This window comes from Bradyrhizobium sp. CCGUVB23 (assembly GCF_024199885.1).
Lineage (GTDB): Bacteria > Pseudomonadota > Alphaproteobacteria > Rhizobiales > Xanthobacteraceae > Bradyrhizobium.
Map to the genome: position 1 here is coordinate 3,505,659 of NZ_JANADQ010000001.1, position 17,852 is coordinate 3,523,510.

The following is a 17,852-nucleotide window of genomic DNA, read 5'->3' on the forward strand; positions in this document are numbered from 1 at the left end:
GCGCGCGCCGAGGCCGCACAGGCCGAAGGCAGTACCGTTCGATCCAACGGTGAAAGCACTCCTCTTGATCGAGGTAATCTTGATCTGGATCAACCGCGCGCGCGGTGGTCATAGGAACGTTCCGGGCCGCGCGGGAGCGAAAGATGAACTTCAACAAGCGTGCGTTCGGTTTTTCTCTTCTATGGTTTGCGATTTTGGTGGCGCTGATGGTCTGGCTGTACGGCGTAGTCCATCATTGACGCGCTGCCTGGCGCGACGAGATCGCCCCGTGGAGCAGCCGTCCACAATAGTCCTGACGCGCCGCGTCACAAAGCTTTCACCACGGCAGTCACTGAGCGAGTTTGCAACGTTTACTTTGGGGCGGCGGCCCCGGTAGCCCCGCTAGCGCCGGTGGTTACGCCACGCCGCTCGTCACGTCGCTCCTGCCGTCCAGCACGACGATCCTCACGTCGGTTCTGGCGACCCTCGCGCCGCTCTTCTCGGCGCTCCATTCCGGCGGTCTGGGCTTCCGCATCGGAAACCGCCAAGATCGGCATCGCGCCCAGTGCTCCGGCCATCAGCGAAAACACCGTTCGGCGCGAAATCAGTCCCGATTGGATTTCTTTAGTCATGTCCAATCTCTGTGGATCTTTCCTGCCCGCAAGAGGGGCAAATGGTTGACCCGCGACGTGCTGACATTGACTTGGATCAAGGGTCCGGCGAACTGGCGGATGCGATGTGATCCGGGCGGCTGCCACAGAGGTACGCAGATGGGCATCTTGAGCCGGATCATACCTGGGCTTATCGCAGCCGGCGCCGATGCCAAGGGCTGCATTAAAGGCGCTATCGCTGGCGGCGTCGCAGGCCGCTATGCCGGTCACGGCGTGGTGGGTGCCGCCGCGGGCTGTGCCTTTTTGGGCCGCAGGCTGCTGCGACCGGTGAGATCATGTCGCCATTCATCATCTGAGAGACCTGGGTCCCCGTGCACGATTGAGTTTTACTCGTTATCTCGATTGAGGGGCGGTTCCGAACCGGTCTGCTCATCAGCGAGCCACGCATAGATGCGAGATGATGGGATCAGTTGCTTAGGCAAATGGGGATTGATCGTACCCGCGAATAATGACTGGCCCTCTGCAAGTTTTAATCGGGCGAAGGCTTTTGCTTCGGCTTCTGTCGTAAAGGTCCTTGTCTCGCGGGGGCTTCGCTGCTTAGGCAAGATGCCCCGTCTGGGAATTTCAAAGGTGACATACCACGTCGGCGTCATCGCATCACCAGCTCGTCACTCCAACTCCGAGAAGCGCCGAACTGTGGGCGCCTGTCTCGACCTAATTTTTGATCCAAGTCAATCACAGTGCGGTTCGAGCGAGAGGTCTAGAACTGCGCCGCTCTCTAGTTGCTTTGAACACAGCGAACGTTTGGGAACTGTTGGCAATCCTGCGGCTGTTCTATGCAGTTTGTGCCAGAAACCCGAAAAATGGCTGCGTCGGAGATGACCTTAATCCATTGATATGGATCAAATGATGTGTTCGCCATCGGGAAGTATCGGCAACAGATCGGCACTGATATCGGCACTGATCAAGAGGAGGCCTATCATGATGCGAACTGCAATGCAGATTTCATTCGTCGCGATCGCCCTGGCGTGCGGATTTGGTGAGATCAATTGGTTCGCGAGAGACGGCCTGTCACTCATTCAAAGCGCAGAAGCCAGAGTGGGACGACCGGCAACACCGATGAGCGTCGCTGGCGTTGCGCGCAGACAGACGCGGCGAGCAGTTGTAGGTGGCGCTGCGGTCGGTGCGGCAGCCGCCGGTACGGCATGTGTTCGCGTATTGGTGAATGGTTCATATGTGTGTCGCTGACGCACCTTCTGGACCGATACCGTGGGTGACGCGTATCGCTGAACGTGTGGTTGCCGCTTTTGGCAACAACGAATTCGTTCGAGAACGTCGCGGGCACGGAAGCGTGCCCGCGTGTCGTCCAGCGACACCGCGACGAGTGGTGTGATTGTAGCTTGAATAGGTCTTACCATCGCCGACTTCGGCGAGAGGTGTAGATCGGCGATTGCGCAGGTTGCATCTCGTAGAGATAGCCTTGGCGGGAAACGGGATATGGTCGAAGCAACCACGGGCAACGCGAGGTTCTTTCGCCGAAGTGGGCCGTATTCTCTGGCGGCCGTTGCGGGAGTGGCACGTGGAATTGCTGACGAGCGCGATCTGCTGTTCGAAGGCGTGGCCCCCCTGCAAACAGCTGGCCCCAATGAAGTGAGCTTTCTGGATAACCGACGTTATGCATCGGCGCTCAATCAGACACTGGCCGGTGCTGTGATCGTGCATCCTGAAATGGCCGCGCGAGTGCCTACTGGAACGGTGGCGATCGTAACGGCCGAGCCTTACGCTGCTTGGGCGCGTGTCGCTGCGCTGTTCTATCCCGTACCGCCGGTTTCTCCTGGTATCCACCGTTCGGCAATCGTGGCGGAGGAGGCTCTCGTCGATCCGTCAGCGGAGGTCGGGCCATTGTCTGTGATTGAGGCCGGAGCAGAAATAGGACCTCGCTCTCTGATCGGTCCTTGCGCGGTTATCGGAAGCGGCGTGATCGTCGGGCGAGATTGTCGCATAGGCGCACATGTGAGCTTGAGTCACGCGATGTTGGGGGCGCGCGTCTACGTCTATTCCGGCGCCCGCATCGGGCAGGAAGGGTTTGGATTCGCCTGCACCAGAGACGGATTTCTTTCGGTCCCCCAGCTGGGCCGGGTAATTCTGGAAGACGATGTTGAGGTCGGTGCCAATACGACGATTGATCGAGGATCATCGCGCGACACGGTGATCGGCGCTGGATCTCGTCTCGATAACTTAGTGCAGATCGGCCACAACGTGGTCCTCGGCCGATGTTGTGTCATTGTCGCTCAGGTCGGCATTTCGGGTTCCACCGTGCTTGAGGATTTTGTCCGCGTCGGGGGACAAGCCGGTATGACTGGCCATGTTCGGATCGGTCAAGGTGCAGAGATTGGAGCGCAAGCAGGCGTAATGTCGGATGTGGCCCCAGGCGCGAAAGTGCTTGGAAGCCCTGCGCAGCCAAAGCGGGACTTCTTCCGACAACTTGCCACCCTCAAAAAGATCGCAAGAATAAAGGGATAGGAATGCTTGTACTGCACGCATGGCTTTAAACATGCAGGCGAATATCCCTTGCGACTTCCATAGTTAGTAACGCCGCAGTACCGGTGTGTCCGCGACGAACGGACCAGACTTAGACGCACCACCCAAGAGCCGTTTAAACGGATCGCCGTGCATCTGTTTCGCGGACACTACAGAATGGACTTGCGGGGACCACGGAGGCTACCACGTGCGTTTGTTGTCCAAACTGCTTCGACGCTTCATACGACAGGGCACTCTGCGGGTCCGTGACGCCGAGGGGACGGTCCATGTCTTCGGCGAATGCCTGCCCGGACCCGAGGTCGCCATCCGCCTTCACGATCGCAAGCTTTACTACAAGCTGTTCATCAACCCGGAACTATACGCCGCCGAGGCCTATATGGACGGCAAACTGACGCTGGAGGACGGTAACGAAATCCAAGATTTTCTGCTTCTCTTCTCGGTCAACCGCGCCGGGCTTTATTCGTACGGCTCACAGAAGCTGATGCGACGGGTGTGGCGTGGTCTACGCCGCTGGCATCAGGCCAATCCGATCGGGCTTGCGGCCATCCACGCCCGCCACCACTACGACATCTCGACCGAACTTTATCGCCTGTTCCTCGACGATCAGATGCAATATTCCTGCGCTTATTTTCGAGACCCCGAGCATGAGACGCTCGAACAGGCGCAGCGCAACAAGTTGATTCACGCCACCAGCAAACTCCGATTGAAGCCCGGGATGACTGTCGCTGAGATCGGCTCCGGCTGGGGCGGCTTCGCCATCCATCTGGCGCGCGAGACCGGCGCCCATGTCACGGCGGTCAATGTTTCACCCGAGCAGATCAAGGCAGCACGTGTTTATGCCGAGGCTGCCGGCGTGTCCGACCGAGTCGTGTTTCGCGAATTGGACTATCGTCAACTAAACGGCCAATTTGACCGGGTGGTGTCTGTCGGCATGATGGAGCATGTCGGCATCGGACATTTTGACGAGTATTTCCTCAAAATCCGCGAACTCCTGGCCCCTGATGGCTATGCCTTTGTCCATTGCATCGGCCGGATGTCGCAGCCCGGCACCACCGGTCCTTTCATCCGCAAATACATTTTTCCCGGCGCCTACGTGCCAGCACTATCCGAGACCTTCGCTGCCACGGAGCGCTGCGGTCTGTGGTGCGACGACATGGAAGTGCTTCGGCTGCATTATCGCTACACCGTCAAACACTGGCGCGAGCGCTTCGCCAAAAATAGAGTCCAAGCTGCTGCAATCTACGACGAACGGTTCTGCCGAATGTGGGAATTCTACCTAGCCGCTGTCGAACTCGAATTCCTGCATGGCTCTCACATGGTGTTTCAATTGCTGCTGTCGATCAAACGCGATGCGGTGCCGATCACGCGCGATTTTATAGCCGACACCGAGCGGGCGGCCTGGGCTAGAACGACTGGTTGAGCGCCGGCGACCCAACGTTTCGGCTGCAGAGGTCCGAGGATTGTTCGGGTGTCTGGCGTGTCCGCGGTCGCGTCGCTCGGCACAGCAGCGTTGGGCGGCACTACTTTAACGTATTTTTGCCACCGCTCGACCTTCCTTCTCAGAAGCGATAGTGTGGGCGCGTAGATTATTCGAGCGATTTGGCGCTGCGCTGGACGCGGACCGGGTTTCAGCCCTGCGCTCGGCACAGCAATGGCGGAGAGAGTGGGATTCGAACCCACGGTACGGTTTCCCGCACACACGCTTTCCAAGCGTGCGCCTTAAGCCACTCGGCCATCTCTCCGGAGCGCCTTCTCTTGAAGGGGCGCCGCTGATTTTGCAAGGGACTGTGAGCCGATCGACTGAAAAATCCCTAAGATGTTGTATTTAAAAGGAATATTTGCGCCCCTTGGGCGCGTCTTGAGGGCCCCGGGGCTGAACCGGAGGGGGCTCCGGCGCGACGATTCACGGAAGCCTGCTTCAGACACATCAGAAGGGACACCATGACCTGCTTCCGAGCCATCGCCGCCCTTGGTTTTTTATCCGCTCTCTCGATGATCTCAGCCCCGGCGCTAGCACAGATGTGCACGCGCCAGGGCGTCGACGTCACCTGCGATGACGGCCGGCGCGGGGTACTAGCGGGCGATGCCATCATCTGGCCGGACGGCACGCGCTCAAGCGCCTCGCCGCATCCGAGCGTGATCATCGGCAACAAATCATCTGTCCATGTCGGCCAGGGCGTGTTCGTCGGCCAGGGCAAAGGCATGGTACCGATGGACGATCCCAACGCGCCCAACAAGCGGCAGTGTGCGATCCTGGACGGCGTGTCGTATTGTTATTGAGGTGCGTCTTCCCTTGGCGCGAAGCGCCGGATGAGGGTTGCATCCGCAAGCTCGAGCGACAATGGATTCGCGGAGAGAGACCCCTCACCCGGCTTCGCTTCGCGAAGCCACCCTCTCTCCCGCAAGGGGAGAGGGTGATCGAGATCGCGGCGCTGATATCAAGACAACTTGGAGCGCTAGCTACATCAACCGCACACCTGAAATCGCCGACCTCAGCCAGCGCAGCGCCTGCGGGGATTGGGCGGTCAATGGCGCAACAGTTGACTTCTCGGTCCGGCTCCGCTCCAGCTCCGCGACGAAGTCGGCGGACCATTGCTGGATAGTGTGCCCGCGCAGCTTCTTCATCATCGCCTCCCAGCGCATCTTGCGCTCGGTGAGCGGCATCGAGGCCGCGATCGAGATCGCGCGCGCCATGCCGTCGATGTCGTGCGGATTGACCAGCAGCGCGGCGTCGAGCTCGTTGGCGGCGCCTGCGAATTTCGACAGCACCAGCACGCCGGGATCGGCCGGATTTTGCGCGGCGACATATTCCTTGGCAACCAGGTTCATGCCGTCATGCAGCGGCGTCACCACGCCGACCTGCGCGGTGCGATAGAGGCCCGCGAGCACCGCCTGGCTAAACCCCTTGTTGAGATAGCGGATCGGTGTCCAGTCGACCTCGCCATGGCGGCCGTTGACGTCGGTCACGAGACGCGCGACCTCGTTCTGGAGATTGCCATACGCCTCGATGCCACCGCGCGAGGGGTTTGCGATCTGAAGCAGCGAGATGCTGCGCGAAAATTGCGGCTGCTCGGTCCACAGCCGATCGAACGCGCTGATGCGATTGACCAGGCCCTTGGAATAGTCGAGCCGGTCGACACCGATGGCGAGCTTCTCGCCGTTGAGGCTGCGGCGCAGCCGCGACACGTCGGGATGCGAGATCGACTTCGCGGCATATTGCGCGAATTTTTCTGCATCGATGCCGATCGGAAACACCTGGCACCGCGTGCGGCCATGCTTGGAGCTGACGATGCCGTCGTCGACCGTCAGTCCGAGTTCGTGACCGACATAGGTGAGAAAATTCCGGCAATCCTCCCCGGTCTGGAAGCCGATGAGATCATAGGCGAGCATCGCCTCGATCAGCTCGCGATGATGCGGCACGCCCTGCATCACCGCGGGCACCGGCCACGGCGTGTGCAGGAAGAAGCCGACGGGATCCTCGACGCCGAGCTCGCGCAGCTCCGCTCCGAGCGCGAGGAAATGATAATCCTGCACCCAGAATGCGGTGCGCTCTTTGCGGAAACGCAGCAGCGCACGCGCCATGAAGGCGTTGACCTCGCGATAGCTGAGATAGTCGCCTTGCGAGACGCGAATGAGATCGCTGCGCGAATGCAGCGCCGGCCACAACGCCGAATTGGCAAAGCCCTCGTAATAGCCGCCGTAATGCGCCGCCGGCAGATCCAGCGTCGCCAGCGCACCGGTGCCGAGCGCCTCGACCTCGGCGAAGGGTTCCTTCTGATGACCATCGCGCACCCGGCCTGAGGAACCCACCCAGATCGCTCCCGAATGTTCCACCACGGGAAGCAGAGCGGCAGCGAGGCCGCCCGTCATGGGTTCGTTGGCTTTACCGCGCGCGACGCGATTCGATACGACGACGAGATTCACAGGGTCGTCCCCTCCTGTTATTCCGCCTCGTTTAACTGGCGTTCATCAATATGGTTCCTGTTCATGGTTTCAACCAATTGAAACCAAAATCAGGCGCGCGCATCGGAACTATCTTTTGTCCTTCGAAACGAAAATCCGACGCAAAGACAGTTTTCTGCGTTCCCTTACCGCAGCAAAAATCGCGCGTGCGCAACGCGGTTCCGAGGCCTTTATGGCTCTGGCGTGGCGCTGCCTTGCTTTTACCTTGTATCGCCGTCGAGCAGATGCGCGAGGAACTCGCGCACATCACTGGGTGAGTCGAAGTGACCATTCACGCCACGCGCGCGACGCCCCACCGAGAATGCGAGCCCGTTCATATCGGGCATGATCGCGAATACCGTTTCATCGGTAACATCGTCGCCGATGAACAGCGGACGGCGGCCCCTGAACGGCTCATGCGTCATCAATTCACGCACGCCGCTCGCCTTGGTGAAGCCGGAATGCTTGATCTCGCAAACGAACTTGCCTGGCAAAACCTCGATCGGTGCATTGGGCAGGTCGGCGCGGATCAGCGACACCGCCGCATAGATCGCCTTCTCCGCATGCGGAGCGAGACGATAATGCAGCGCGAGCGAATACCCCTTGTCCTCGAGCAGAATGCCGGGCGAGAGCTTTGCGATTGCGGCGAGCCGTCGCTTCAACTCCTTGTCCATCGGGGGAGCGTGGCTTGCCACCGCCTCGCTGTCCAGCTCCAGCCGCATTTCGGCGCCATGGCCGCCGACGGCGGGGAATTGATCCGGCGCGAAAATCAGATCGATGTCGTTGAGCGAGCGTCCGCTGACGAGCGCGAGCGCGCCGGAGGTCCGCTCGACAAGGCCATTGAGCGTCTTCGAGAGGCCGGGCGGCACCCAGACCTCGCGCGGCGTCGGCATCAATTCGAGCAGCGTGCCATCGATGTCGAGCAGTATCGCCGTCTCGCTGAGATGCGGCACCAGGGCGTGCGGCACCGGCACCGTCTCCGGCGTCTCGTCATCGTCCATGGTTCGTATGTCCATCACTTCCGAAGTCATAGCCTACTCCATAAAGGCAAGCGGCCGCGCGATTTGTTCGAGCGATTTACGTTCCGCGGCGACGGCGTAGCGCCCCGCCACGATTGCGGCCGCGATCATCAGTGCCGACCCCAAAAGATAGCCTGCGAATACGCTGGTGCGGGACCCGGTGTCGATCAGCGCGCCGAACAACGCAGGACCCACGACGCCGCCAATGCCGGTGCCGATCGCATAGAACACCGCGATCGCAAGCGCGCGCACCTCCAGCGGAAAGGTTTCGCTGACAGTGAGATAGGCGGCGCTCGCGGCCGGCGACGCAAAGAAGAAGATCACCATCCAGGCGATCGTCTGTCCCCGCGCGCTCAGCGCGCCGATCGCGAACAGATAGCCCGAGATTGCAAGCAACAGGCCTGACAAGCCATAGGTCAGCACGATCATCGTGCGGCGGCCGAGCGTATCGAAGAAGCGGCCGAGCAACAGCGGGCCCAGAAAATTGCCGGCGGCGAACGGCAAAATGTACCAGCCGACGCCATCGGCGCTGATGCCGTAGAAATCGGTCAGGACCAGCGCGAAGGTGAAGAAGATCGCGTTGTAGAAGAAGGCCTGTGCGCTCATCAGCACCAGTCCCACCAGCGCGCGCTGGCGATAGACCGTGAACAGCGTGTGCACGACCTCGCCGAGCGGCGTATGGTGGCGCATCTTGAGGCGGATCTTCGCGAAAGCGGTCCCGCCCTGCTGGTGGCCGATCACGGAGCGCTCGATGTCGTCGACGATCGCGTGGGCTTCATCGGGGCGGCCGTGGATCATCAGCCAGCGCGGGCTCTCCGGGATCCACATCCGCATGAACAGCACGACCAGACCGATCGTCGCACCGATCAGGTAAGCGAGGCGCCAGCCGAGATCGGGACCGATCACGGCGGGATCGAGCAGGATGATGGCGCTCACCGCGCCCATGGCGGCGCCGATCCAGAAGCTGCCGTTGATGACGAGATCGGTCCAGCCGCGATAGCGCGCCGGCACCAATTCCTGGATGGTCGAGTTTATCGCGGTGTATTCGCCGCCAATGCCGGCGCCAGTGAGGAAACGAAACAGCGCGTAGCTCGCGATGTTCCACGACAGCGCGGTCGCTGCGGTCGCGGACAGATAGACCGCCAGCGTGATGAAAAACAGTTTCTTGCGCCCGATGCGATCGGTCAGCCAGCCGAAGCCGAGCGCGCCCAGCACCGCGCCGGCAAGATAGGCGGAGTTGGCGAAGCCGAGATCGAGATTGGAGAAGTGCAGCGTTGTGCTTTGCTTCAAGGCGCCGGAGAGCGCGCCGGCCAGCGTCACCTCCAGCCCGTCGAGAATCCAGGTTATGCCGAGCGCCAGCACGACACGGGTGTGAAAGCCGCTCCAGGGCAGCGCGTCGAGGCGCGAGGGGATGCTGGTCTCGACGATGCGATCATGCGCCGTCGCCGAGGCCGCAGAATCAAAATTCAGCGCTGGGGTTTGCTGCAAGTCCATCGCGCTATTGCTGGAGGTGCGGCCTGATTCAGTCCGCGACCATCGACAACGTTTGCGGCGAAGTCAGGTTCCATCAGGAACCGCTTCACAGCGCAGCAGTTTTCAGAGGAGCTGCAAGGAGTTAACGCATGGCTCAGGTCAGAAAGTCGACACATTCGCGCAAAACCGCAAAGCGCAAGGCGACGCATCGCACATCAAGCCGCGCACGGCGCCATCCCGCCTCGCGCAAGACGTCGAAAACGACATCGAAACGCGCAGCGCCCAAGCGCTGGTCGCAGCGGGTGACGAAGGAGAGCGACGCGCTCGATCTCAAGCGCGGCGTGTTCAAGCAGACAAGCGCGAAGAAGATCGCCGCGTCCCTGAAGCGCTCGGCCGAGCACTCCAGACGCCGCAAGTCCGGCGCCTATCGCTCGGCGCTGTCGATGCTGACCTTCTACATCAACCGCGCCGGCAAGACCTTGCCGAAGACACAGCGCACGCGGCTCGAGCGCGCGAAGGTCGAGTTGAAACGGGCGTTCGGGAGGGAGTGAATTCAGGTAGCGAATTTCACTCAGCTCGTCATCCCGGACAAGCGCAGCGAAGCGGAGCGCAGATCCGGGATCCCCGCGCGAGCGCACCGCGCTCGTCGCGAGAGCTACAGGATTGGGTTTGGCGAAGACTCGGAGTTACCAGCTCGCACCACAACCACTCCCTGGGGTCATGGATCCCGGCCTTCGCCGGATGACGGCGGAGTGGGTAGCGCGGTCGTTGTGTCCAACAAACTCGTTTGACCTCACGCCGCCCTTATGTTCGCCATGAAGCGGTCGAGCTCGGCGCGCAGGCGAGTGCTTTCGCTGGAGAGCGTCTTGGCCGAGTGCAGCACCTCTTCCGAGGCCGAGCCGGTTTCGGCGGCGCCGCGGTTGACCTGGCCGATGTCGGTGGCCGCTGTCTGCGTGCCCTGCGCGACGTTCTGGACGCTGCGGGCGATCTCCTGCGTCGCGGCGCCCTGCTCTTCCACCGCGCTGGCGATCGACGTTGCGATGGTCGAGATCTGGCCGATGGTGGCGCCGATCTCCTTGATCGCGGCAACCGACTCGGCCGTGGCGCCCTGCATGCCCGTGATGTGCGAGGAAATCTCGTCGGTCGCCTTCGCGGTCTGGCTTGCCAGCGACTTCACCTCGCTGGCGACCACCGCAAAGCCGCGGCCGGCTTCGCCGGCGCGGGCCGCTTCAATCGTGGCATTCAAGGCCAAAAGATTGGTCTGTTCCGCGATCGCCGTGATCAGCTTGACGACCTCACCGATCTGCTGCGCGGCATGCGAGAGTTTGCCGATCCGGCCGTCGGTCTCCTTGGCCTGCACGACGGCGGCCTCCGCGATGCGACTGGAATCGCGGACCTGGCGGCCGATCTCCTCGACGGAGGCCGAGAGCTCTTCGGTCGCGGTTGCGACCGACTGCATGTTGGAGGAGGCCTGCTCTGAGACGCCGGCAACCTGGCTCGACAGCGTCTGCGTCGTCTCCGCGGTGCGGGTCAGCGTGGAGGCTGCCGATTCGAGCTGCACGGCTGAAGCCGACACGTTCGAAACGATGGCGCCGACCGCGGTCTCGAAATCATCGGCAAAGCGGATCAGCTCGGAGCGGCGCGCTGCGGCCGTCTCCTTGCTCTGGGCTTCGCTCGCCGCCGCATCGCGCTCGGCTTTCGCGACTGCCTGCATCTTGAACTCTTCGACCGCGCCGGCCATCTCGCCGATCTCGTCCTTGCGGCCGAGCCCCGGCAGCACGACCTCGAAATTGCCCGAGGCGAGCTCCCGCATCGCCTTGCACATCGCGATCATCGGCCGCGAGATGCCGTTGCCCAGCATCAGCGCGAGCACGGCACCGATCGCGAGGCCTCCCAGCGCCAGCATCAGGATGAGCCGCTCGGTCTCGCCGATCGCTGCATTGGCGCTGGCCTCGATGCGCTGCTGATCAGCCGTCAGGTCCGACCTCAGTTCATTCGAGAGTTTCAGGATGGCACTGGCCGACTTCGTCATCTCGCCGTTCAGCTTGGCAACCGCCTTCACGTTGTCGGACAGTTTTGCGAAGGAGGCGCGGTACTGCTTCAGGAGATTGCCGATCTCGGTGACGCGGTCGGTGATCTTCTGCTCGCTGGCATAGATCGAGACCAAAAGGGTCTCCAGGAACTTGATGCGCGCCGTGATACCGTCGGCCGCCTTCGTCTCGGGCTTGGCGACGAAGGCGCTGACCGAGGTGGAGACGGCGAGATATTGCGAGGTGATGTCCTTGGCCGTGGTCTGCACCGACGGCAGCCCCGCCAGCGCCGCAGTGTCGGCGAGGTCGTCGAACTTGAAACGGATCTTGTTGCCGACGGCATTGAGCTCTTCGCCTGCGATCCTGGTGTTCTCGCGCGTCAGCGTGACGATGTCGGCGAAGACTTTTGCGAAGGCCTGGAATTCCTGTTGCAGCTTGCCGATCTGCTCGCGCCGCGCCGGCGCCGTGGTGGCGGCCATCGATTTCGCGATCGCCGACTTGAGGTTCTCCTCGGCGGCCTTGGCCGCGGTCTCATCGTCAGCCGCGCCGGTCAGCGTGTAGGCCCGCGCCAGCGCCTGGTAGGAGATCAGGTCGCGATCGACGCCCCGGGCAAGGTCCGCTTCCGACACGCTGGTCCGGTAGGACGTCACGGCGCCCGCGACCCGCTCGAAGCCGAGATAGGCGAAGGCCATGCTGGCAGCCAGGATGACCAGCACCGCGGCAAAGCCGAGGATGATCTTTGCTCGGAAGCGCAACGTCGGACGCATCGCTCGCTTTACCTTCGTTGCTTGCTTCGACGTTTCCTTCAAGGTTTCCTTCGAAGTTTCCTTGGACTTGACGGACATGCCCCACCCCATTTCACCTGCGGCCAGCCAGCCGCAATCCAGGAGCAGCCCGCTCCCTGACTCCCAGGGAAAATACGGCGGAAAGGATAAGCCGCGGTAAATTTGCGGCGGTGCGGGCGGTGGCAGGCCGATGCTCGAAAGGCATCCTCAACTGTCGTCCCCGGGGGCGCGCAGAGCGCGAGCCCGGGACCCCCGCGCGAGCGCACCGCGCTCGTCGCGAGAGCCCCAGGACGGGGTTTGGCGAAGACACGTGGTTACCAGTTCGCGCCGCAACCACTCCCTGTGGCTATGGGTCCCCGCCTTCGCGGGGACGGCAGCCGAGTGTGGGCGACGACGCAATGCCTAAAGCGCGGCGAATACTCACGCCGCCCTTATGTTCGCCATGAAGCGGTCGAGCTCGGCGCGCAGGCGAGTGCTTTCGCTGGAGAGCGTCTTGGCCGAGTGCAGCACTTCTTCCGAGGCCGAGCCGGTCTCGGCGGCGCCGCGGTTGACCTGGCCGATGTCGGTGGCCGCTGTCTGCGTGCCCTGCGCGACGTTCTGGACGCTGCGGGCGATCTCCTGCGTCGCGGCGCCCTGCTCTTCCACCGCGCTGGCGATCGACGTTGCGATGGTCGAGATCTGGCCGATGGTGGCGCCGATCTCCTTGATCGCGGCAACCGACTCGGCCGTGGCGCCCTGCATGCCCGTGATGTGCGAGGAAATCTCGTCGGTCGCCTTCGCGGTCTGGCTTGCCAGCGACTTCACCTCGCTGGCGACCACCGCAAAGCCGCGGCCGGCTTCGCCGGCGCGGGCCGCTTCAATCGTGGCATTCAAGGCCAAAAGATTGGTCTGTTCCGCGATCGCCGTGATCAGCTTGACGACCTCACCGATCTGCTGCGCGGCATGCGAGAGTTTGCCGATCCGGCCGTCGGTCTCCTTGGCCTGCACGACGGCGGCCTCCGCGATGCGACTGGAATCGCGGACCTGGCGGCCGATCTCCTCGACGGAGGCCGAGAGCTCTTCGGTCGCGGTTGCGACCGACTGCATGTTGGAGGAGGCCTGCTCTGAGACGCCGGCAACCTGGCTCGACAGCGTCTGCGTCGTCTCCGCGGTGCGGGTCAGCGTGGAGGCTGCCGATTCGAGCTGCACGGCTGAAGCCGACACGTTCGAAACGATGGCGCCGACCGCGGTCTCGAAATCATCGGCAAAGCGGATCAGCTCGGAGCGGCGCGCTGCGGCCGTCTCCTTGCTCTGGGCTTCGCTCGCCGCCGCATCGCGCTCGGCTTTCGCGACTGCCTGCATCTTGAACTCTTCGACCGCGCCGGCCATCTCGCCGATCTCGTCCTTGCGGCCGAGCCCCGGCAGCACGACCTCGAAATTGCCCGAGGCGAGCTCCCGCATCGCCTTGCACATCGCGATCATCGGCCGCGAGATGCCGGTGCCGAGCAGGAAGGCGAGGATGGCGCCGAGCAGCGTGCCGCCGGCAGCCAGCATCAGGATCAGATGTTCGGTCTGGTCGATGCTGGCCTCGGATTCTGTTTCCAGCCGCTGCTGCTCGGACACGAGATCAGCCTTCATCGCCGTGGCGCCCTGCATGATGGCGCCCGCCGAGCCGCTCATCTCGGTGACGAGGTCGTCGATCATCCTGGCATTGGCGACGAGCTTCTCCAGCGCTTCGCGATAGGCCGCAAGCAGGCCCTTGGCGTCCTTCAAGCCGGCGACGATCTTGTCGTCCATCGAATAGACCGCGTTGAGCGAATTCTCGACGAATTTCAGCCGCGCCAGCGCGTTTGCGGCAAGCGCCTGGTCGGAATTGAGGACGAAGTTGGTCGCCGCCGCGCTTGCGGTCTGGAACTGGGCATTGACTTGCTTGGTGCCGAATTCGATCGCCTGCGCCTCGGAATCGGAGGCGTTGTTGCCGATGTCGTCGAGCTTGTACTTGAGGAGGTTGGCGTTGCGCTGAAGCTGGTTCTCAACCAGAAGCGCGCTGTCGCGCTTGGCTTGCAGGATCTTGGCAAAGGTCGCGGAGAAGTTCGAAAACTCCTTGGCGAGCTTGCCGAGGCTTTCCAGCCGCGCCGGCCTCTTGGCGCTCTTGATGGCCTGATCGACGGCCTTCTTCAGGCCGGCTTCGGCCTCCAGCGCTACCTTGGCGTCATCTTCCTTTCCGGTGACGACGAAGTAGCGGGCGGCCGAACGATAGGCCAGCAGCTCGCGATCGATGTTGCGGGCGAGGTCAGCCTCGGAAACGCTGGTACGGTAGGAGCCGACGCCGGCCGAGACCCGCTCAAAGCCGAAATAGGCGAAGGCCATGCTGACGGCCGAGATGACGAGCACGGCGGCAAAGCCGAGAATGATCTTGGCGCGGAACTTCAGGGTCGGAAAAAATGTGCGCTTCGACTTCGACGCGGTACGCCCGGCCATTCCAACCCCCAACTTATGTTCTTGCAACATTCATGCGGCCCGGAAGCAGCCCCTCCCGAACCGATGCGGAAAATTAAGGCAGAAACGTCAAGGGGCGGTAAATTCGTCCGGCCTGCATCCTGCGTGGAGAAAGTTCCTGTCCAAGGCCGTCCGGGCGCCGTGTTGCGGCTAACCGGAAAACGCCTTACTCTTGGGGCACTTGTCGGGCACTTATCAGGCTCTTGGCGTAGACCGAGCCAGTCCTCGAGGGGAGAGACGGAGTGGGGCAAACCGATTTTCGGTTTGGCGGAGCGTCCGGCGTGGCCGTTGCCAAATCGAAGGCTGCGAGCGTCGATGAAGCCGTGGCCGAGCTCGCGGCCCAGCTCCCATCCGACGAGATGGCGCTGATCCTGGTCTTCCTCTCCCCTGCTTACGACCCCCATCACTTCATCACCGAGATCACCCGGCACTTCGATGACACCCAGGTCTGCGGTTGTACGACCGCTGGCGAGCTCGCCCCGGATGGCTGGGACGAGAACAGCGTCGTGGCGCTGGCGTTCAGCCGCGCCGACTTCTCGGCAGTAATCCGGCCCATTCTCAATCTCGACAGCTTCCGCGTCGAGGACGGCCGCAGGATCGGCGGCGAGCTCCGGCACGAGCTGCTGCGGGTCACCCCGCAGGTCGACCGTGGAAATCCCTTCGGCCTGGTCTTGATCGACGGCCTGTGCCGCCGCGAGGAAGCGGTGATGTCCGCCATCTATGCTTCACTCGACGACATCCCGGTCGTCGGAGGATCGGCGGGCGACGGGATGCGCTTCGAGAAGACCTGGGTGTTCTTCGACGGCAGGGCCCACACCAATGCCGCCCTCCTGATACTCCTGAACACGTCGCTGCCGTTCCGGGTCTTCAAGTGCGACAATTTCGAGCCGCGGCCGCAGAAGATGGTGGTCACCGAGGCCGACATCGAAAATCGAACGGTCAGGGAGCTGAACGCGGAGCCTGCGGCGAAGGAATATTCGCGCATGGTCGGGATCATGGACGCCAAACTCGACCCGTTCTCCTTCGCGTCCCACCCCGTACTGGTGCGCGTCGGCGGCTCCTATTACGCGCGATCGATCCAGCGCGTCGAACCGGACGGCTCCTTGCATTTCTTCTGCGCCATCGACGAGGGCATGGTGCTGACCGCTGCGACGTCGCGAAGCCTGGTCGGCTCGACGCGCGAGACCTTTGCCGAAATTCGCGATGAGATCGGAGACGTGTCGCTCTTCATCGGCTTCGAATGCCTGTTGCGCCGGCTGGATGCCGAGCAGCATCAGCTCGCCCGCGACATGTCCGAGCTGTACCGGCAGAACCGCGTCGTCGGCTTTCACACCTATGGCGAGCAGTTCGGCTCGATGCATGTGAACCAGACCTTCACGGGCGTCGCGATCGGAAGGCGCCCGTCGTGACGGAGACGTGGCAGGACCCTCAATCGGTCGAGCAGCTTCAGCGGGAAGCTGCGAAGCTGAAGAAGATCAATGCCGCGCTGATGTCCCGGGTCGAGCGCTCGATGGATCAGCAGCTCAATGCCTTCTCGCTGTTCGAGACGGCCATTGCGCTAGATCACCAGGTTCGCGACCGGACGCACCAGTTGCGCGAGGCGCTGCATTCGATCGAGCGCGCCAATGAGGGGCTGTACCGCGCCAAGCAGCAGGCCGAGGCCGCGAGCTCGCTCAAATCCTCTGTGCTGATCTCGGTCACCCACGACCTGTTGCAGCCGTTGAACGCGGCGCGCCTGACGCTGTCGGCGTTGACCGAGATGATGGAATCGCAGGAGGCGGGCCAGCTCATCGATCAGGTCGACCGCTCGCTGGTGACGCTGGAGGACCTGCTGCGCTCGCTGCTGGAGATCGCAAAGCTCGACGCCGGCGCGCTCAGGCCCGACGTGCGCGCGGTCGCGCTGGCGCCGTTGTTCGAGCAGCTCCGCAACGAGTTCGAGCCGATCGCCGCGCGGCAAGGTCTTTCCTTGCGCATCCGCACCTCACAGCTTGCGGTGACGTCGGATGCGATGATGCTGCGGCGGATCCTGCAAAACCTGCTTGCCAATGCGATTCGCTATACCCGCAGCGGCGGCGTCGTCATGGGATGCCGGCCGAGGGGGGAGCGCATCTGCGTTCAGGTCTCCGACACCGGGCCGGGAATTGCGCAGGCGCAGCAGGAAGCGATCTTCCGCGAATTCCAGCGTGGGGAAGCGAGCGCCACCGACCAGGCCGGTTTCGGGCTCGGCCTCTCCATCGTTCGCCGTTTCGCAACGGTGCTCGGACACGAGGTGCGGTTGTCATCGCAGGTCGGTCGGGGATCGACCTTTGCCCTCGAGCTGGAGCCAGCCGACCTCACTGAAGTCAGCGACGAGGTGCACGAGGTCAAGCTGGCCGAGCGGCACTATGGCGGGCTCGAAGGCGCCAAGATCCTGTTGATCGAGAACGATCCGAACGGCTCCGAGGCCATGGCCGCCCTGCTGGAAGGCTGGGGCTGCGACGTCGCGACCACGCGATCGGCCACAGACGCATTGCTGCGCCTCAGCGAGCTCGGCGGCGCCCCCGATGCCGTGATCGCCGATCTCCATCTCGACCACGGCGAGAGCGGCCTGTCGGCCGTCGCCGACATCCGCCGGCATTTGCAGCTGGACGTGCCGGCCATGATCATCACGGCCGACTACTCCGAAAAGGCCGCGAAGGAAGCCAGCCTCCACGGGCTCGAGGTGCTGAAGAAGCCGATCAAGCCCGCCGAGATGCGCGCGCTGCTGTCGTTCCTGTTGACTTGAGGCGGGATGGATCGGGGTCATCGACCGGCCGTCACAAAATCCGCAAAATAACCCCATGCAAAGTAGAAGCGGGCGGCGGTGACGCCCTACGCCTTATCCGAAATCGCTTGACGCGTCGGGCAAATCACCGGCAAAAGCGTATCGTCGCGAAGAGCGGCATGGCTATCGCATATGGCGCTTGAGAAGCTGGTGAAAGTGCTCGGCCTCATGGTTCGAGACGCGCCGCGGGC

At 62.7% G+C, this 17,852-nt stretch carries 13 protein-coding genes and 1 tRNA gene; 8 read left to right on the top strand and 6 right to left on the bottom strand.

The window, feature by feature from the left end:
- The first annotated feature begins 749 nt into the window (after window positions 1–749).
- The 4 genes from NLN62_RS16005 (at window position 750) to NLN62_RS16025 (ending at window position 4,551) form a co-directional block, all read left to right on the top strand.
- Entirely contained in the window at window positions 750–1,040 is a 291-nt protein-coding gene (locus NLN62_RS16005; RefSeq protein ID WP_245288229.1) for a hypothetical protein, read from the top strand.
- Between the two features lie 531 nt (window positions 1,041–1,571).
- Window positions 1,572–1,838, top strand: a complete 267-nt coding sequence (locus tag NLN62_RS16015) for a hypothetical protein (protein WP_156944738.1) — start codon at window positions 1,572–1,574, stop codon at window positions 1,836–1,838.
- 249 nt (window positions 1,839–2,087) lie between these two features.
- Complete coding sequence (gene lpxD / locus NLN62_RS16020) at window positions 2,088–3,113, top strand: UDP-3-O-(3-hydroxymyristoyl)glucosamine N-acyltransferase (RefSeq protein ID WP_027527012.1); 1,026 nt, start codon at window positions 2,088–2,090, stop codon at window positions 3,111–3,113.
- Between the two features lie 394 nt (window positions 3,114–3,507).
- On the top strand, window positions 3,508–4,551 hold the full coding sequence (locus tag NLN62_RS16025; RefSeq protein ID WP_371932990.1) for a class I SAM-dependent methyltransferase: 1,044 nt from the start codon (window positions 3,508–3,510) through the stop codon (window positions 4,549–4,551).
- A gap of 232 nt (window positions 4,552–4,783) precedes the next feature.
- Here NLN62_RS16025 and NLN62_RS16030 read toward each other — a convergent pair.
- Window positions 4,784–4,873: transfer RNA gene (locus tag NLN62_RS16030), tRNA-Ser, on the bottom strand.
- Between the two features lie 199 nt (window positions 4,874–5,072).
- On the opposite strand from NLN62_RS16030, the gene NLN62_RS16035 reads away from it, so the two are divergent.
- Window positions 5,073–5,411 carry a hypothetical protein gene (locus tag NLN62_RS16035; RefSeq protein ID WP_027528042.1) on the top strand — a complete coding sequence of 113 codons (339 nt, stop codon included), beginning with the start codon at window positions 5,073–5,075 and terminating at the stop codon, window positions 5,409–5,411.
- 180 nt (window positions 5,412–5,591) lie between these two features.
- Here NLN62_RS16035 and NLN62_RS16040 read toward each other — a convergent pair whose 3' ends face one another.
- The 3 genes from NLN62_RS16040 to NLN62_RS16050 form a co-directional block, all read right to left on the bottom strand.
- The gene (locus NLN62_RS16040) at window positions 5,592–7,055 is read right to left on the bottom strand and encodes a trehalose-6-phosphate synthase (RefSeq protein WP_254109360.1); all 1,464 of its coding nucleotides are present in this window, start codon (window positions 7,053–7,055) and stop codon (window positions 5,592–5,594) included.
- Between the two features lie 239 nt (window positions 7,056–7,294).
- Window positions 7,295–8,104, bottom strand: coding sequence for a trehalose-phosphatase (otsB, locus tag NLN62_RS16045; RefSeq protein WP_254109361.1), 810 nt, complete (start codon window positions 8,102–8,104; stop codon window positions 7,295–7,297).
- A 3-nt stretch (window positions 8,105–8,107) separates the two neighbouring features.
- Window positions 8,108–9,586, bottom strand: a complete 1,479-nt coding sequence (locus NLN62_RS16050) for an MFS transporter (RefSeq protein ID WP_254109362.1) — start codon at window positions 9,584–9,586, stop codon at window positions 8,108–8,110.
- 128 nt (window positions 9,587–9,714) lie between these two features.
- Between NLN62_RS16050 and NLN62_RS16055 the strand changes: the two genes are divergently transcribed.
- Window positions 9,715–10,116, top strand: a complete 402-nt coding sequence (locus NLN62_RS16055; protein WP_051390281.1) for a DUF3175 domain-containing protein — start codon at window positions 9,715–9,717, stop codon at window positions 10,114–10,116.
- A gap of 242 nt (window positions 10,117–10,358) precedes the next feature.
- Here NLN62_RS16055 and NLN62_RS16060 read toward each other — a convergent pair whose 3' ends face one another.
- A complete protein-coding gene (locus tag NLN62_RS16060) occupies window positions 10,359–12,362 on the bottom strand; it encodes a methyl-accepting chemotaxis protein (protein WP_254113523.1) in 2,004 nt (667 codons plus the stop codon).
- A gap of 438 nt (window positions 12,363–12,800) precedes the next feature.
- Entirely contained in the window at window positions 12,801–14,840 is a 2,040-nt protein-coding gene (locus tag NLN62_RS16065) for a methyl-accepting chemotaxis protein (protein ID WP_254109363.1), read from the bottom strand.
- A gap of 260 nt (window positions 14,841–15,100) precedes the next feature.
- Between NLN62_RS16065 and NLN62_RS16070 the strand changes: the two genes are divergently transcribed.
- On the top strand, window positions 15,101–16,267 hold the full coding sequence (locus tag NLN62_RS16070) for an FIST N-terminal domain-containing protein (RefSeq protein WP_027526342.1): 1,167 nt from the start codon (window positions 15,101–15,103) through the stop codon (window positions 16,265–16,267).
- Window positions 16,264–17,622: a hybrid sensor histidine kinase/response regulator gene (locus tag NLN62_RS16075; protein ID WP_254109364.1), complete on the top strand. Its 1,359-nt coding sequence runs from the start codon at window positions 16,264–16,266 to the stop codon at window positions 17,620–17,622. The genes NLN62_RS16070 and NLN62_RS16075 overlap by 4 nt, the downstream gene beginning before the upstream one ends.
- The last annotated feature ends 230 nt before the right edge of the window (window positions 17,623–17,852 follow it).

Coding starts and splice junctions, on each gene's coding strand:
- NLN62_RS16035 (WP_027528042.1), top strand. CDS start 5,073: ATGACCTGCTTCCGAGCCATCGCCGCCCTTGGTTTTTTATCCGCTCTC.
- lpxD (WP_027527012.1), top strand. CDS start 2,088: ATGGTCGAAGCAACCACGGGCAACGCGAGGTTCTTTCGCCGAAGTGGG.
- otsB (WP_254109361.1), bottom strand. CDS start 8,104: ATGACTTCGGAAGTGATGGACATACGAACCATGGACGATGACGAGACG.
- NLN62_RS16055 (WP_051390281.1), top strand. CDS start 9,715: ATGGCTCAGGTCAGAAAGTCGACACATTCGCGCAAAACCGCAAAGCGC.
- NLN62_RS16005 (WP_245288229.1), top strand. CDS start 750: ATGGGCATCTTGAGCCGGATCATACCTGGGCTTATCGCAGCCGGCGCC.
- NLN62_RS16060 (WP_254113523.1), bottom strand. CDS start 12,362: ATGCGTCCGACGTTGCGCTTCCGAGCAAAGATCATCCTCGGCTTTGCC.
- NLN62_RS16015 (WP_156944738.1), top strand. CDS start 1,572: ATGATGCGAACTGCAATGCAGATTTCATTCGTCGCGATCGCCCTGGCG.
- NLN62_RS16065 (WP_254109363.1), bottom strand. CDS start 14,840: ATGGCCGGGCGTACCGCGTCGAAGTCGAAGCGCACATTTTTTCCGACC.
- NLN62_RS16050 (WP_254109362.1), bottom strand. CDS start 9,586: ATGGACTTGCAGCAAACCCCAGCGCTGAATTTTGATTCTGCGGCCTCG.
- NLN62_RS16025 (WP_371932990.1), top strand. CDS start 3,508: ATGGACGGCAAACTGACGCTGGAGGACGGTAACGAAATCCAAGATTTT.